This is a genomic window from Rhodopirellula sp. P2, from assembly GCF_028768465.1.
In the GTDB taxonomy this organism is placed as follows: Bacteria; Planctomycetota; Planctomycetia; order Pirellulales; family Pirellulaceae; genus Rhodopirellula.
In genome coordinates this window covers 1,714,415-1,731,632 of the sequence record NZ_CP118225.1, presented here as the reverse complement: position 1 = coordinate 1,731,632, position 17,218 = coordinate 1,714,415, and the positions used below count along the sequence as shown (strand labels likewise).

General features: G+C 57.4%; 10 protein-coding genes. 5 read left to right on the top strand and 5 right to left on the bottom strand.

All coding sequences use genetic code 11. The annotated features are described in order from the left end of the window. Positions 1–2,355, bottom strand: a complete 2,355-nt coding sequence (locus tag PSR62_RS05970) for a hybrid sensor histidine kinase/response regulator (RefSeq protein ID WP_274406899.1) — start codon at positions 2,353–2,355, stop codon at positions 1–3. 484 nt (positions 2,356–2,839) lie between these two features. Between PSR62_RS05970 and PSR62_RS05965 the strand changes: the two genes are divergently transcribed. Further along, positions 2,840–3,778, top strand: coding sequence for a hypothetical protein (locus tag PSR62_RS05965; protein WP_274406898.1), 939 nt, complete (start codon positions 2,840–2,842; stop codon positions 3,776–3,778). Between the two features lie 7 nt (positions 3,779–3,785). Continuing rightward, on the top strand, positions 3,786–4,748 hold the full coding sequence (locus tag PSR62_RS05960; protein WP_274406897.1) for a hypothetical protein: 963 nt from the start codon (positions 3,786–3,788) through the stop codon (positions 4,746–4,748). 47 nt (positions 4,749–4,795) lie between these two features. Here PSR62_RS05960 and PSR62_RS05955 read toward each other — a convergent pair whose 3' ends face one another. From PSR62_RS05955 to PSR62_RS05945, 3 genes are all read right to left on the bottom strand, one after another. Further along, positions 4,796–5,209, bottom strand: coding sequence for a hypothetical protein (locus PSR62_RS05955; RefSeq protein WP_274406896.1), 414 nt, complete (start codon positions 5,207–5,209; stop codon positions 4,796–4,798). Positions 5,210–5,243: 34 nt separating this feature from the next. After that, a complete protein-coding gene (locus PSR62_RS05950; protein WP_274406895.1) occupies positions 5,244–6,293 on the bottom strand; it encodes a DUF1559 family PulG-like putative transporter in 1,050 nt (349 codons plus the stop codon). Between the two features lie 549 nt (positions 6,294–6,842). Next, a complete protein-coding gene (locus PSR62_RS05945) occupies positions 6,843–8,411 on the bottom strand; it encodes an alkaline phosphatase PhoX (protein WP_274406894.1) in 1,569 nt (522 codons plus the stop codon). Positions 8,412–8,701: 290 nt separating this feature from the next. Here PSR62_RS05945 and PSR62_RS05940 point away from each other — a divergent pair, with 290 nt between their 5' ends. From PSR62_RS05940 to PSR62_RS05930, 3 genes are all read left to right on the top strand, one after another. Next, on the top strand, positions 8,702–10,285 hold the full coding sequence (locus PSR62_RS05940; RefSeq protein WP_274406893.1) for an alkaline phosphatase D family protein: 1,584 nt from the start codon (positions 8,702–8,704) through the stop codon (positions 10,283–10,285). A 381-nt stretch (positions 10,286–10,666) separates the two neighbouring features. After that, positions 10,667–14,674, top strand: a complete 4,008-nt coding sequence (locus PSR62_RS05935) for a PVC-type heme-binding CxxCH protein (RefSeq protein ID WP_274406892.1) — start codon at positions 10,667–10,669, stop codon at positions 14,672–14,674. 597 nt (positions 14,675–15,271) lie between these two features. Further along, positions 15,272–16,231 (top strand): acetyltransferase, encoded by a 960-nt coding sequence (locus PSR62_RS05930; protein ID WP_274406891.1) that lies wholly within the window; start codon positions 15,272–15,274, stop codon positions 16,229–16,231. Between the two features lie 40 nt (positions 16,232–16,271). Here PSR62_RS05930 and PSR62_RS05925 read toward each other — a convergent pair whose 3' ends face one another. Further along, positions 16,272–16,604, bottom strand: coding sequence for a four-helix bundle copper-binding protein (locus PSR62_RS05925; protein WP_274406890.1), 333 nt, complete (start codon positions 16,602–16,604; stop codon positions 16,272–16,274). Positions 16,605–17,218: the final 614 nt, after the last annotated feature.

The following is a 17,218-nucleotide window of genomic DNA, read 5'->3' as shown; positions in this document are numbered from 1 at the left end:
TTAACGCCGCAACCTGCCTTCGCGTTCGATCTTTTCTTGCAATTGATCCGCGCGGAGGTGGCGGCGTCCCACCAATTCATTGATGTCCATGGATTGCGTGTAACTGGCCACCATGCTGACCAACTTGACATGGTCGATGGGCTTGGACAGGTAATCGTCGCAACCACCATTGAGACACCGATCGCGGTCGCCTTTCATCGCATCCGCAGTGAGGGCAATGATCGGCCAATCGATGCCAGCGGAACGCAACAGCGCCGTCGCCTGCAGCCCATCCACCTTGGGCATCTGCATGTCCATCACAATCAAATCGAACGGGTTGCCGGCATCACGAGCTTGAATGGCGGCATCAACGCCTTGCTGCCCGTCCTCCGCCGTGGCCACCTTCGCGCCCGCCTTTTCGAGAAAATGCTGGCTGATGTGACGAACATCTCGGCGGTCATCGACCACCAACACGCGGCAGTTCAACGTCGGTGTTTCGGCGAACACTTCCTCTGGACGAGGAGGCTGCTTGACCAAATCCGGCTTGACCAACTCAATGCCTTCCAGGGAATGAACCGGCAATCGCACATAGAATGTCGAACCTTCGCCCAGTTCGCTATCCAGTGACATTTCCCCCTCCATCATCTCGATCAATCGCTGGCTGATGGCCAGCCCCAACCCGCTACCGCCATACTTCCGTGTCACCGAAGCGTCGCCCTGCGAAAACGGCTTGAACAATCGGTTCTGCTGCTCTTTGCTGATGCCAATGCCCGTGTCGACGATTGAAAATTCAATCACCGGCGGATCCGCCCCGTTCACAAAGCGAACTTTCAAACACACGCTGCCTTCATCGGTGAACTTGATGGCGTTGCCAATCAAGTTGATCAACACTTGTCGCAATCGAGTCGGGTCCGTTTCGATGGACTGCGGCACGCGGCCCTCGAATTCGACTTGGAAGTCAACGTTTTTCTCGTCTGCACGGACCTGCATCAAGGACTGAATGTCACCCACCAATCGCGGCAGCGGAACCTGCTCGGCATCCACGCTGAGTTTGCCAGCCTCAATGCGTGACAAATCCAGGATGTCATTGATCAACGACAACAGATGCTCGCCGTTGCGTTTCATGATCATCACACAGTTGCGATTGTCAGGGTCCTCCAAGTGGCCCAGCAAGACATCTGCGTACCCCAGAATCGCGGCCATCGGAGTCCGAATCTCGTGACTCATGTTCGCCAGAAATTCGCTCTTGGATTGATTGGCCGCCAGCGCAATTTGCTCGCTGCGCTGCAACCGTTCTTCTTGGCGTTTGCGTTCCGTCACGTCTGCCACCGTGCCATCGAAACTGGTCAGAACTGGTTTGCCGCGGCGTTTGTTGCTTCGCGCGATTCCCTTCCCGGACACCCAACGAATCGACCCGTCTTTGTGCACCACGCGGTACTCCACCGAATAGGGCGAAGGATCCAAGGGTGACATCGACGCTCGCACCGCTTGCCGAACCCTCGCTCGGTCGTCCGGGTGGATTCGCTTCAACGAATCCTCCAGCGTCATCTCCTTTTGCTCGACGCCATGAATTCGGCGGTACCGTTCATCCGTTCGCAGCGTTTGGGTCGTGGGATCGATGTTCCAGGCGCCCATTTCTGCAGCGTCGAGTGCCAACTGAACTCGCTCTCGAGTCGCGTTCAACATCAGCGCGTCCCGCTCCGCTTTGCGGCGGTTGCGTTCCAACAAATACAGCACGCTGCCGACCAAGATCAAACCGATCAGCGTGGAGGACACCGATGTCACGATCCCACTGCGATAAGCTCGCGTCGCCATCGCTTCGCGAACGACCAGCAAATCCTCTTCGATTTTTCGCATCGAGATTGCCAGCTTCTCGATGTCACCCATCAAGTTCCAACGCGAATTCTCGATGACTGCAGTGCGGGCGGCCTCAGGGCCTTCTTCCGCTCGGATTTTCAAAACCGCGTTGAGATGCCGAATGCGTTCTTCGACCAACGGTCGAAGTTCGTCAAACTTGGCTCGCTGAACCGCATGATCTTCGGTCAGCTCTTCAAACTGGCTCAGCCCCTGCTGGGTGCGTTTGACTGCTTCACTGAACGGGTCCAAATGCCGGGAATCACCGGTGATCAGGTAGTCCCGCTGCCCCCGCTCGGCATCCATCACAGCGCCTTCGATCTCAGCCAAGGATGCCAGCACCTTCAACGTCAAACCGACTTTGAGGCGAGTTTCCTGAAGTTCACGGATGTTGTGGAACGCAATGACGCCACTGATGATCAACACAATGATGACCACCGCCACCGCCAACGGATTGACGAGGCTGCGAGTGAGACTGCGTTGATTTTCGGTCGTCGCCGTTGAGTTCACTCGTGCTTCCATCCTCGAGTGAAAGAACGTTTGAAAATGGGCTCGCGTCACGATGACGGGCCACGATGCACAATGTCACCACTGGATGCGGAACCGGTTCGCAGGAACGAATGGGCGTGCCGCCGACTCTCGAAAGCTAAAAAATCCCTCCGCTCTTCCTCCCGTGGACCCCACACAGATTGACAACTTCGTCAGATCGAAATTGAAATCCATCCTACCGGTTTGGTCAATCGCGCTGCTGGATCGAGTCAAAGGGAAAGGGGATCGAAGCCTTCATTACCGTCCGGTTTTGAGTGTATTCTCTCACTGCGATCGACGACGATCTAACAATGAATTTGCGTCACCTGAAGAGTATCCGTGGCACACTGAACGAAATCCCACCTTTTAAGCCAACCACACGGCGCCCCGTGTCACCGAAAAAGGGGCCTGAACAGATGCCCGCCTAACGTTGATCGTCCATTCCACGCCTCTTGGAAAGAAAACCGAGCCCCCCCGAATGCCCGCCGCGGAAGTGACGACCGAACCTGAACTGCAAGAGATTGCCTGCCAGTCGTGTGGTGCGGCGCTGACGGGTCTGTCTGGCATGTTGGCGACGATTTGCCCGTATTGCGCTTCGCCTTCGGTGATCCAGCGGCCTCCGTCGAAAAATCGCCCCACACCGACATTCGCCATCGGTTTTGTCATCGATCAAGAACACGCCACCAAGCTGGTCAAACAATGGATCAGCCGGGCTCATTGGTTCGCTCGTTCCGACTTCAAACGTGCCGCACCGGACTGCACCCGGGGCGTTTATTTGCCCGCCTACTTGTACGGCGCGGTCGCGGACACTCAGTACTCAGCCAGCATCGGCGAGAACTACACCGAAACGGAAACCTACACGACCACTGATTCAAAAGGAAACCGAGTCACAAGGACTCGAACCGTCACCAAAACGGAGTGGCGAAGCCTAGCCGGGCACCACTCGTGCTACGTTCTGGATGTGATTGTCACCGCCTCCCAGGGCACCAACAACGATTCGCTCGAGGCCATCGAACCGTTCGACTTGCGCGCCCTGCGCCGATATTCACCATCCATCATCACCGGGTGGCTGGCGGAACTTCCCTCCAAAGACCAAACCACCTGCTTTCAATTGGCCCACGGCGAGACAGTCGCTAAGGTCGGTGCACAACTCAAACACTTCCTGCCAGGTGACTCTCATCGCAACCTGGAACATCGCACTCAGCTATCCCGTGAAGTGATCGACCTGACGTTGCTGCCGATCTGGTGCTTCGCTGTTCGCTACGACGAGGACCTACCTCCGGTCCAGATCTTGGTCAACGGACAAACGGGCCGTGTCGCCGGCAATGTCCCCACCTCGACCACCAAGGTCGCGCTGGTGATCGGTGCCGTTCTGCTATTCCTCGCGTTCATCGTGCTTCTTTTCGCCATGCAGTGAGTTGACGATGCTCGAAATCATTCCTCGGTGCTCCCGCTGCGACACACCACTCGAACATGGTGACCTGCGTTGCTCGATCTGTGGTCAATCTTCACCGCCCCATGAGTCGGTGAAGCAGCAAACGGCCGCCAAGATTTTGCGATGCAAAGGGTGCGGGGCAGCGGTCGCATTTGATCCGGAACATCAAGCCTTGCGATGTTCGTTCTGCGATGGGATCGTCGAGATCGAAACCATCGTTGATCCGATGGAACAAACCGAAGCCTACCTGCCCTTCATCCTGACTCCCGATGATGCCCAGCAGGCACTCCGACAATGGCTTGGCTCATTGGGTTGGTTCCGACCCAGCGACTTGATTTCCGCTTCCCACATCGATGACTTGCATCCGCTGTACTGGGTCGCCTGGGTCTTCGACACGGAGTGCAAAATCAGCTGGGCCGCCGACTCCAACGCCAATTCACGACGATCAAGCTGGGCACCTCACGCGGGACAAACGGATGTGGTGTTTCAAAATATCCTCGTGTCCGCGTCCCGTGGTCTTTCGCAATCCGAAGCGGTCGCGGTCAGCCAAGGACTGGACCTGAGAACCGCTCGAGCCACTCCCAACCTGGAAGACGGCGTCACCCGAGAACAGTTTGATGTCCAACGATCGCAAGCCCGCCGGCAAGTTCGCGACGCCCTGCGACTGATGGCCCAAAAACATGTCGAGGGCACCCAGATCCCGGGTTCGCGATTTCGCAATGTTCACGTGGAGACCGTTGTCAAAGGGCTCACGACACGTCGGTTGTCATTGCCCGCCTACGTGTTGGCCTATCGCTATCACGACCAGCTCTACCGAGTCGTGATCAGCGGTCAAAATGCCAAGCACCTGACGGGAACCGCTCCTTATTCCACCGCCAAAATTGCGTTGACAATTGGCGGTGCCGTCCTGGCCGCGTTGCTCTTCCTGATCGTGATCGCAGCCGCCCAATGACCAAGGGTCACAGTGACCAAGCCACCATTTGCCTGCTCACGGACACGCTATCTCTTGCTGGACAACGAAATGGTGCCAGCCTCCCAAGAATCCTTGTCGGGAACGGTCCAGTGAATCGGTGACTGGTCCGGTTTCGCATACAACCCGTTCAACCGATCGCCTTCTTGCGAACGGGTGACGATGTTGAATTCACTCCAAACGAACGTCACGTCATACGCCCCCGGCTTCACACCATCGCCCTGTGTCAGCGTGCTGATTTCAAAGCGTCCGCCTTCTGATGTGATGCCCCTCGCGAGTGCAGGTGCCTTCGATGAAGGGTGCAATTCAACCACGACACCCACGGCGGGTTGGCCGTCCACTTCCAGCACACCGCTGACCGGAACCATCCCATCGTCGGGCTGCTGGCCACCGCATCCGCTCATCAACCCGAGCAGCAGAAACCAACCCCATCGGTGCCCCATTCCCACAATCACCCTCCTTCGTTTTCCCAACAAACTAGATCCCATCGGCAGCGATCGCTTCCCGTCCACGCCGCGTGACGTGCGAGGAAAACACCAGCGGTTCAATGCTGGTGTCGATGAAACGAACCGAGCCATCGGCGAACGCAAAGTGGCAACCTCCCACATGAAAACTATGAAAACCAAACCCGCGGGCATTCGTGCAATTGATCGCACAGGGCCCGCCGACGGGCGGCCAACTCAGTCCACTACGCAAGGAACCTTGCAGCCAGTGCTCGCCGTTGAGCAGATCCCCCCAACCGCCGCCTTCCACTCCGATCAAAGCGGCCGTGGCAACCGGATCTTCGCGACCCGCACTGTAAACCACGTTGCCGCCGGTGCGTTCACCGAACAAGGTCGTGTGGGACAAGCCATCCAAGATGTCGGCGAACCGACCGTCCTGATCGCCACCAAAAATCGGACTCACAACCTGCAGCGCCCCTTCGCGGCCGCCACTCAAACTCGCACCGTAAGCAAAGTTCGCGTACGTGCCACGCACACCTGTGGTCGGTGAGAAATCCGCGGGCGCCAAATTCGTTGCCGTGAAAGGCAACCCCGCGGGATTCGAATCAAACAGGTAGCGTCGCGATTCCATGCCGCCGGGCGTCGAAGGGCACACAAACATCGACATGGAAGTCTGCAGAGCAGCCACGTTGCTGGGACTCAGTTGATCGACCGGCAAGATGCTGCGATCGATTTGGTCATCCAAGCCTTGCTGTTCTAGCTGCGGCAAAATCGCCATCATCCAGTTGCCACCGTTGAATGCCTTTGGCGGAGTTTCCAACCACCACGCTCGTGGCAACTTTCGGTACGCGGAATGGTAATTGTGAATGGCGAGCGCCAGCTGCCGGGATCGGTTGCTGCAATCGGTTCGCCGAGCCGCCTCGCGAGCGGACTGGACCGCGGGCAGCAACAGCCCCACCAACATCCCAATGATTGCGATGACCACCAACAGTTCCACCAACGTGAAACCTTGCCGGGCATCCCCAGTCGAAACCTGATTGATCTGGCAACCCTTGTTGCCAATGTTCTGTGTCGTTCGTCTCATCGCCACTCGCTCCGTGCCTCGCTCGCCGATTGCAACGTGCCGGCACATCGGCCCTGTGCCGATCTCCCCTGCCGATCACCCGAGGGTTCTCCAGGACCACACCGCCACGCGTGCCCTAAGAACCAATCTATTCTGCCTCCACACTGCCAAATGCAAAAACCAAACAGAGACTGGAGAATACACCGTCCAGGGGCCCCTGGAGTGCCAATAGGCGTGAAATTCACCTCTCAAACCCCGAGCGGCCTCTCAGAAAACCTGGTTGATGCGATAGGAGAGATTGCACAACACTAAGCAGGTACGCAGGTGTCATCGGGTATGTGAGCCGCCTGGCGTTAGCCACGGTTCCCACGCACAACCGGGGCCAACGCCCAAACGGCTCACGAGATTGCCCCCGTTCATTCCTGCGTACCTGCTTAGCATTCCGCCGCAGCTCGGCTTTCGATTGGCAGACAAAGCAACGAGTCCCTGAGGTGCAATCGGGCCAGAGGAATCGTTGCCTCATCCAGTACCGTTCCACCTCAAAACGGAGTTGAGCATGACCACCGATCGTTAGGCGAAAGCGTCTTTCCATGGCCCCGTGATCGCGCACGTGATGCCAGGGCTTTGAAGGTTGATGAACAACCATTTCCCATCGGGGCTGAAGGTTGCTCCGGCCCACTCTTTGGTTCGGAAGTCACCTTGAAATCCGTTCTTTTCTCCCTGGAGCTGAACGTTGTTCTCTGCCAGCAACTTCAACTTCCCGTCCTGCGACAGAGTGAACGCACGCTGCGGGTATTCGTTCGCTCCATAGTCATTGTCTTCGCACAGCACCAACCCGCCCTGGGGACTGACGCACAGATTGTCGGGCATATTCAACGTCGGCTTGCTTGGTGATTCAAACAACAACTTCAGCGTTTGTTTCTCAGGATCGAACTGCCAGATCTGTCCGGCTTTGGCGGCACCACCGCTGGTCGCATCGAAGTAAACCACGCCATTGCCGAACCAGCACCCTTCCAATCGAGAGAAGGTCGATCCTCCTTGGGCTTGCCCCTGCTTGAACACGCCCAGTTCGTCCCCCACCTCGCCTTCTTTAGCGACATTCTGCAGCGACTCGGGACTGTGAGCCAACGTCGGATCGTCAATCAAGTGCCAACGCACATCGAACTCGACACCGTCCTGGAAGCCGCCCCGCAAATCCGCTTGGCCGACGATCTCGGCCATTTCCAAGCGTCCGCCATCTGCCAATTTTTCCGGCGTGTTGGGCAAGAACCGATAGAAGCCCGACGTCGAACGGTCTTCGGTGAGATACACGATGCCACTGTTTCGGTCGATTGCGACCGCTTCATGGACAAAGCGTCCCATGTCTTTCAACGGAACCGGATTGCCGTCGGCATCGGTGTGCCCGACTTCGAAAACCCAACCGTGTGTCTTTTCGAACGTGCGAACTTGGTCGCCTTTGTAATGATCCGCGTCCTTGGGCCCCAGAACAGTTTCTTCGGCGGTCAGCCAGGTTCCCCAGGGCGTGACTCCGCCGGCACAGTTGCGACTGGTTCCCGAGAACACGACGCGACTGTCCAACCACTCCCCTTTCACACTGTCGAATCGCAACTCGGTGCAACCAGCTTGAGCTCGGCGGTCGTACGCCTTCCCGGCTTGAAAGGCGATCGCGCGACCGTCATCGCTGACCTCATGGTTCCGACAAATCCTCAACACATCCCCCTCGCTGGCAATCACCCCCATGCCATCGTGAGCGTGAGGGGTCGGCGTTCCGTCGCTCATGATGTCCCCCGTCCAACCGAAGGTTCGATACCGGAAACCTTCAGGCAGTCGCAGAAGTTCCAAACCCGTGGTTTCATCTGCCGTCGGTCGCAAGCCCGAGGCGGCATGCGTTTGCCCACCCTGAACCACGCCTTGCCCCAATCCCGCGAGCGCAGCGGTCACACCAAAAGACCCCAAGGCGGAAAAATTATCACTTAGAAACTGCCGTCGATTGCGATCGGTCATCCGAAGAGTCGCTCCTACCAAGAGAGGACCATCACGAGCGAACAACGCCCACGCGATCCATTGAATTGAACGGGAATCAAAGACGCCTGAGAACACGTGCTCGCCGGCCCCTGCTGAGACGACAGAGTATCCCATTTGGGTCGCACCGACTCTCGCCGTTTCTCATCGACAACAAAATTTCACGGTATGTTCACATGGCTGGCTCGCTCAAAGAGACGGCCCCACCAAGTTGTGAAGATTTCTTGAAATCCGAGCATGCAGGGCACACTCACATTGGTTCAAAATGAGTGCTCGTTAGACTTCCCGCCAAATGCCAGACCGAGACAGCGGGCCCCCCAACGAACCTCCCCGTCATCCCGTCACCCCGGCGAACGCATTGCCTGTTGACGTTCGCTTTGCCGCTTCCTCCTGCCCCACAGCCACTCATGTCACAACCTTCCGCCGCCGCTCGCGTCTCTGACGCCGCCTGGAATCGCCGACGTTTCCTGGCGTTCTCCAGTGCCCTTCCCGCGTTTGTGATGTCGACCCAGCACGCCTGGGCGGAGAACAAGATTTCGTTTTCCAGGGACCCGTTCAGCTTGGGCGTTGCCTCCGGCGACCCCGATCATCGCGGCATGGTGCTGTGGACTCGCTTGGCGCCTTCACCGCTGCTTCCCGATGGCGGCATGCCCGCCCAAATCGTGGAAGTGACCTGGGAAGTTGCCACGGATGACGCGATGCGAAACGTCGTCGCGTCCGGCACTCAACTGGCAACACCTTCCCTCGGCCATTCCGTTCATGTCGAACTGAACCAACTCGAGCCAGATCGTTGGTACTGGTATCGGTTCCGATGCGGCGATGCCGAAAGCCCCATCGCCCGCACCCGCACGATGCCGCGTCCCGATCAGTCACCCGACCGAGTTCGCTTCGCCGTGACCTCCTGCCAGAACTACGAACAGGGCCTCTTCACTGCCTACGAGCAAATGGCAGCCGACGATGTCGACTTGGTCTTCCACTTGGGGGACTACATTTACGAATACGAGGCTGGTCGCAACGGCAAGGTCCGCACGCACCATGGTTCCGAAATCATGTCGCTGGGTGACTACCGTGTGCGGCACGCTCAATACCGATCCGACCCATTGTTGCAAAACATGCACGCCCAATGCCCTTGGTGGGTGACGTGGGATGACCACGAGTTTGACAACAACTGTGCCTGCGACGTTTCCGAAGAGTCCGATGTCGACTCGCCCTCATTCCTTGCGCGCCGAGCCAACGCCTATCAAGCGTACTACGAGATGATGCCGCTTCGACTGCGACAGATGCCTCGTGGCAGCGACATGCGTTTGTATCGCTCGGCTCAATTCGGACGCTTGGCCGAGTTCTCGATCCTGGACACCCGGCAATACCGAACCGATCAACCCAACGATGATCGCAAGAGCCCGCTCAATGAAGCCGCCCTGGACCCAACCCAATCGATGTTGGGAACCCAACAACGCGGGTGGTTGTCCCGCAACCTGATCCGCTCCAGCGCGACATGGAATGTGCTCGCGCAACAAGTCATGATGGGCATGGTCAATCGCTCGGGCGATCCGGACAATCATCAATTCTCGATGGACCAATGGCCCGGCTACGCTCACGAACGGATGGAATTGCTGCGTTACATTCGCGACCGGCAAATCAGCAATCCGGTCGTCCTGACTGGCGACATTCACTCCAATTGGGCCAACGAACTTCGCGTCAACGATCGACAAACCGAACAAGCCCTGGTTGCCACCGAGTTCGTTGCCACGTCGCTCACCAGTGGCGGCAACGGTCGTGACAAACCCAAGAACCTGGACGCACTGTTGGCAGAAAATGCCTGTGTGAAATGGCACAATGCCGAGCGTGGCTACATCCGCTGCGACGTCACCCCGGACAGCTGGAAGGCGGATTACATGGTCGTCGATGATGTGCTGAAACCAGGTGGCAAAACGTTCCGACGCAACTCGTTCGTTGTCGAGTCCGGCTCCCCGCAACTTCACCAAGCCTGATCAGCGGTTCGTTGCATCACACCCAACGGTGTCGCCAGTTCCCACTGGCGACACGTCTTCGCTGCCCTGCACCGTGTTCGAACACAGCGACCGCCAACACAACCGCAGCACGCTGCGAAAACAGGAACCTCTCCTCGCACAACCTGGTTGTGCGGAGCGAGGAAGGATCGCTCGTCACAGCCTGGATTGCTCCTCACGCCAGCGAATAATCCATAGAGATCAAGTGCTGTTCGACACCCCCAAAGCGACAAAAAGGTTGGCCTCTAGCGAGCTTCCTTGATCCCGAAGCGAGCCCGATGAACTAGAATGTGCCCCTTACCTGTCCTCCCTGCTCTTACCTTCTTCGGCGAGCCAAACTCGCTGCTAAGAACCTGCCTCAAAATGAATCCGAAACCCCAAAACAATTTGCGACTCACAGAGAATCAATTGCGACGCCCCGCGTCGACTTTGACTCCCCTTGGTCTTGTTTGTCTCGCCTGTCTGCTCACAGGCGGTTTGTCGCTCGCGAAAGCGGACGAGAAATCCAGCGACCTGCAACAGGCACCGGAGGTCATCACGACTGTCACGGACAATGAAACCCAACAGACCAAAAAGGTCCGTCCGGAATACTTGCAACCCGTCGAAGTGGAAGGCGATGCTCCCGCCACCTCCCTGCCACTGAAACCAACCCCAGGCGAAACGATCGCCTTCCTCGGCAGCGGCTTGGCCTCGCGAATGGAGTTGTTCAATTCGTTTGAGACAGCGCTCTACCAGCAGTTCCCCGACAAGGATCTGACCTTCCGCAACATGGGCTTTCCTGGCCACACCCCGGCCTACCGCCCCGAAGCTGGCAAGGACGACCCCTGGGCGTTCCCCGGTGCGAACAAGTTCCGTCCCGAAATCCAAGCCCACTACGGCGAAGGCCATTATCCCAAACCCGACGAATGGCTGACCATTGTCAAAGCCCACACAATCGTGGCCTTCTTCGGATTCAACGAATCCTTCGACGGCATGGACGGAGTCGAAAACTTCAAGAACGAACTGCGAGCTTTCGTCGATCACACCCTCTCACGATCCTACGAACGTGACGCATCCACCCCACCTCGCTTGGTGTTGGCGACCCCGATCGCGATGCAGCAACTTCCCGAATTCAATCTCCCCAATGCAGACGATCGCAATGCAATCCTGAAGGCGTACGCGGACGCGGTCGGTGCCGTCGCCGATGAAAAACATGTCGGCTTCCTTGATCTCTACTCACCGACCTTGGAATGGTTCCAAACCTCCGACGAACCTCTGACAATCAACGGCGTGCACCTGTCCGAAGCAGGTTACCGAAAACTCGCCCCGGTCATCATGCAGCAATTGTTCGGTACCGACTCGGGTGTCGCACCGACCGATTCCCTGTTGCACCAAGCGGTTCAAGACAAAGCCTGGTTCTGGCGAAATGACTTCCGCATGCTCAACGGCGTGCACGCCTACGGCCGGCGTTGGGCTCCCTATGGCAACTTCAACTACCCCGAAGAGATCGAAAAGATCCGTCAAATGACGGTCTTGCGAGACCAAAACATTTGGGCAATCGCACAAGGCAAATCGTCCACCATCGAAGTTGATGACTCGCTCACCCGGCCTTTGTCGACGGTCGAAACGAACTTCCGCATGAGCGAGAAGAACGGCAACCCGGACTACCTCAAAGGGGAAGAAGAAGCTCTCAAGACGTTCACGTTGCCAGCAGGCTACGAAGTCTCGATGTTTGCTTCCGAGCAAGACTTCCCGAACCTGGGCAACCCCGCCCAAATGCGGTTTGACAACCAGGGCCGCCTGTGGGTTTCGACGCTGCCAAGTTACCCCCACTACAAACCGGGGGATTCCAAACCCAACGACATGATCCTGATCTACGAGGACACCGATGGTGACGGACGAGCCGACAAAGAAACCGTCTTCGCCGATGGCTTGCACATGCCGATTGGCTTTGAACTGGCTCCCGAAGGCGTCTACCTGTCGCAAGAACCTTTCCTGGTGTTGCTCAAGGACACCGACGGTGACGACCACGCCGACAAGATGGAAGTCTTGCTCGATGGCTTCGACCCTCACGACACGCACCACGCCATCTCGGCGTTTGATGTCGATCACGGTGCCGGCATTTACATGTGCGAAGGTCGCTTCCTTCACTCGCAAGTCGAAACGCCCTGGGGTCCTCAACGCATGACCGACGGTGGCGTTTGGCGTTTCGATCCAAAGTCTTGGAAAGTCGAACGCGTGATGCAGTCCGATGTCTCCAACCCGTGGGGTGTCGCGCACGACGAATACGGCCAAACGTTCGTCAACGATGCCTCCGGCGGTGCCCAGTACTGGATGCTGGGTTACTCCATCAAGATCCCGCACTCGAAAGAGATCCCAAAGGTTTCGAAGTTCAATTACGAACACCACACACGGCCGACCTCGGGCTCGGAATTTCTCTACAGCCGACACTTCCCCGATGAAGTCCAAGGCGACTACATGTACGCCAACACGATTGGCTTCTTGGGGATCAAGCAGTACAAGACCGTGGAAGATGGCGTTGAGATCAAAGGCAAATTCCGCCAAGACTTGATCCAGTCCTCCGATGGCAACTTCCGTCCTTGTGACCTGGAAATGGCTCCCGACGGAAGCCTGTATTTCATCGACTGGCACAACACGCTGATCGGTCACATGCAACACAGCGCTCGGGACCCGATGCGGAATTCCGAATACGGTCGCATCTACCGCATCACTTATGCCGACCGTGACTTGGTCGAACCTCCCACGGTTGCCGGCGCTGAGATTGAACAACTGTTCGAGAACATGAAGCTGCCGGAACTCAACGCTCGCAAACGTTCGCACCTCGAATTGCGTGGTCGTGACAAACAAGCGGTGATCGCTGCTGCGATGAAGTTCGCCAGCGACAACGCGGACAACGAACGCTTGGTCCTGGAAGCCCTCTGGGCAACCTGGGGTCATCAAGAACCTTCCACCGAGTTGATCAACCACTGCTTGCAAGCCGAAGACCACCGCGTCCGCTCCGCAGCGGTCCGAGTCGTCCGGCATTGCCTGCACTTGCTTGACCATCCCGAAACGTACTTGCTGACCGCCGCTGCGGATGCACACCCTCGCGTTCGCTTGGAAGCTCTCTCAGCCGGTTCCTGGTTGGGCGGCAAATCCGGCGCTGAGGTGTTGCTCACGGTCGCCTCTCACAAAACCGACCGCTGGATTCGCAACGCTCTCAACAGCGCCATGCCGCTGCTGAAAGAAGACGTCGAAAAGGCGATCGAAGCGAAGGAATTCGATCCGGAAAACTTGCTGGTGGAGTACAAACAATTGCTCGCCGGCAAATTGGAAGGCGCAGCCAAACCCAAGGACTACCGCACCAAGTCCGATAAATTCAAGAACAAGCAATTTGCTCAGACCTACAACTTGGGTCAGCAAGTCTTCTTCGAAGAAGGGTCCTGCTACGCCTGTCACCGTGACAACGGCGAAGGCATCGTTCGAATCTACCCGCCCCTCGCCGGCAGCGAGTGGATCAACGGCGATTCCGAGCGTCTGATCAAACTGACCCTGCACGGCATCTGGGGAAAAATTCGCGTTCGCGGCAAGGTCTTTGAACCGACCCAAGGCGTGCCACCGATGACCGCCATTGGCGACATGTTCTCCGATGCGGAAATCGCCGCTGCACTGACCTACGTCCGAAACAGCTGGGGCAATGACGCCAGCGAAATCAAACCGGACGAAGTCAAACGCATTCGCGCCGCAACCGAAGACCGCCAACGCTTCTACAGCCCCGAAGAACTGATCGAAATGCATCCGTTCCCCGAAGGCAGTCGCCCTGAAATGGTGGAAGACGAACCCGCAACCAACCAGCTCGAAAATGAACTCCTCGCGGAATCACTCAGCGATCTGGTTCGCGATGCTGTTGAAAAAGGCGATGCCGTTCGAGGTGCCTCGTACTTCTACGGTTCCCAAACCGCTTGTGCGACTTGCCACGATGTCAGCGAAGGCTACCAACTTGGTCCTCAGCTCACAAAATCGCGCGAGGACATCACGCCTGAGCACTTGATCGAGTCCATCCTGAAACCGTCCGAGAAGATCCTGGAAGGCTACCAGACCGTGAACGTGATCACGGTCGACGGCGCCATCCTGTCGGGCTTCCTGGTCGAAGAAACGGATGACAAGATCACGCTGAGCATCGCGGCCGATCAAGGCAAACCCCGCACCATCCCAATCGATGATGTGGAAGACGTGCTCGAGTCACAAAACTCGACCATGCCGCCCGGTCTCGTCAACATGTTGAAGGATCGACAAGAGTTCCTGGACCTCGCCAAGTTCATCTTCGAAGTCAACGACGGCGGCACGAAGACGCTGAACCAGTTGAAGAAGAAAGCGAAGATCAAGAACTGACCCGGAAGAAATTTCGTCTGGGTCCCGGAACCGTTTGGAAGCAACTTTCGCTTCCAAATAACAACAGTCTCCCCTCGCCCCGAGGTCGTGCAGTTTTACTTCACCCTCCCTTGGGGAGGGTCGGACCGCTTCGGGCCGGGGAGGGTTACGCGCTGGATCCAATGCACTCCCCTCCCCTCGCTTCGCTCGACCCTCCCGGAGGGAGGGTGATGATAAGCGTCTGGCAGTACCGCACTTAAAAACTGCACAACCTCATCTACTCGCGTGATCACGGAAAGACCTGGACCGTTTCCACTGCCGCACGCACCGACACAACGGAGTGTGCCGTTGCACAGTTGGCCGACGGTTCGCTGATGCTGAACATGAGAGACAACCGAAATCGCCAAGACAAATCCGACACCAACGGACGCGTCATCAGCGTGACGAGCTGACCTGGAATTCCAAACCGTCTCGCTCGATGAACTGGGACTGTGAGCGGCTCCCCAGGCACGGTTTCGCTTTCGCGATGGGGAACTAGAATCAAGCCTGGCAGGCCCAAAGGTCTGACACGCCCCCAAGCTCGTGCCTTCCAACTTTCACTCTCACTGAGATACCGACGTGACTCACTTTGACGTTTTCAATGGCGATGCGGATGGCATTTGCGCGCTGCACCAACTGCGGCTCGCAGACCCCAAAGACAGCACGCTGGTGACCGGCGTCAAACGAGACATCAACCTTCTCAAGCAAGTCCCCGCGAGCTCAGGCGATTCCGTGACGGTGCTCGACATCTCGCTGGACAAGAACCGCGATGGGCTCGAGCGAATCTTGGCCGCCGAAGTTCCGGTCACCTACTTTGACCACCATTTCGCGGGCGACATCCCTGCGTCCCCGCTGCTGTCGGCACACATCGACACGGCCGGTGATGTGTGCACCGGGCTGCTCGTCAATCAATTTTTGAGCAGCCAATTCCTGCCCTGGGCAGTCACCGCTCTGTATGGCGACAACCTGCACGACGCCGCCAGATCCGCCGCCGAACCGCTGAACCTCAGCGATGCCCAACTTGCCGAACTCGAACAACTCGGCACGCTGCTCAACTACAACGGCTATGGCAGCACGCTCGACGATCTCTACTTCGCTCCTGACGAACTGTATCGCAAGGTTCAACCTTATGCGGATCCGTTTGAGTTCATCGCGGCGGACACCACATTTGAAACCCTTCGCGACGGTTTCGACAGCGACATGAAGCGAGCCGCTTCGATCGAGCCCAGACTTGCGACCGAATCCTGTGCGGCGTTCCTGTTCCCCAACGATTCTTTTTCACGTCGAGTCAGCGGCGTCTACAGCAACCAACTCGCCCGCGAAAATCCCAACCGAGCCCACGCGTTGCTCAGCGAACTGCCATCGGGCGAATACCTCGTCAGCGTCCGTGCTCCCTTGACCACCAAAACCGGCGCCGACGAACTGGTCCGCCAATTCCCAACCGGAGGCGGTCGCAAAGCTGCCGCCGGCATCAACCAACTCCCCGCCGACCAGCTGCAAAAATTCCTCGACTCCATGCAGCAACAATTTGCGAGTTAGGTCCAAAAGCCTGAACTGGTTCCTGCCGTTTCCCCGGAGACTACGCTGCCATTGAGGAGCAACTTTCGTGGCACTTGCGGCAGCATTTGACACAATCGTCCATGTTCCCGACCTTCTCACAACTATCCGCACAGGCCTTGCAAATTTCAGCACAGGCCTGGCAATAGTGCGAGTGGTAGTCACTATTCCGGGACATGAAGTCGACGCAGGCGTTGCAAGCGGCAATGCAGTCGAGCATCAGCTTGACGTGCGTTTGCCCCACGTGATCGCCACCCTGCGACAGACAATGACTGGTCAGCATGTCGGCGCAGGTTGACAGGCACTCTTGGCAGTTCTGAATGCAGTCTCGCTTCGATGCAGTTGCAGTACTCATTCGATTTCTCCTGAAATGAATCGTGTTTGAATGGATCGCGACCCCGTGCCGCTGTCAGAGATGACACGCAACTCGCATACCAGCACGGGGTATATATCCAGTTATCAGCATGACGGTGGAGAATAGACCCTGCCCACGACGGAGATGACCGCTACCAGTCCGGCCGGCAGAAAGACCGTCGCGATAGGGACGGACGCCCGGTTTGCTTTCTCCGACCTGCCGTTTGCATCTGAATCGGATGATTGCGGCGGCACCGATGAGTCGGCGTAGCATGTCAACGACGGTGAATGGTTGGGACCACAGGCGGCCAAGCTCACATCGTTCTGATTGATCGATGATCGACCAGCGCAGAGTTTACATAATCGGCACAACCCGAACGGTACCTGCAAAGTGCGTGCGACAATGTTCCTTTCCTGATACCCCCGTATGGTATGTGGTCGATCTCAGTGGCACGTCGACATGCCACCGCTTAGATTAAGGGAGTGATTTCCGTGCGATCGTTTTTATTCAAGTTCGGGCTATTGATCATTGTGTCAACCGGATGGCTTTCTACGACGAAGGCACAAAGACCGTCGATGGGAAGTATGGGGTCACCCGTGAACAGCATGAACTTG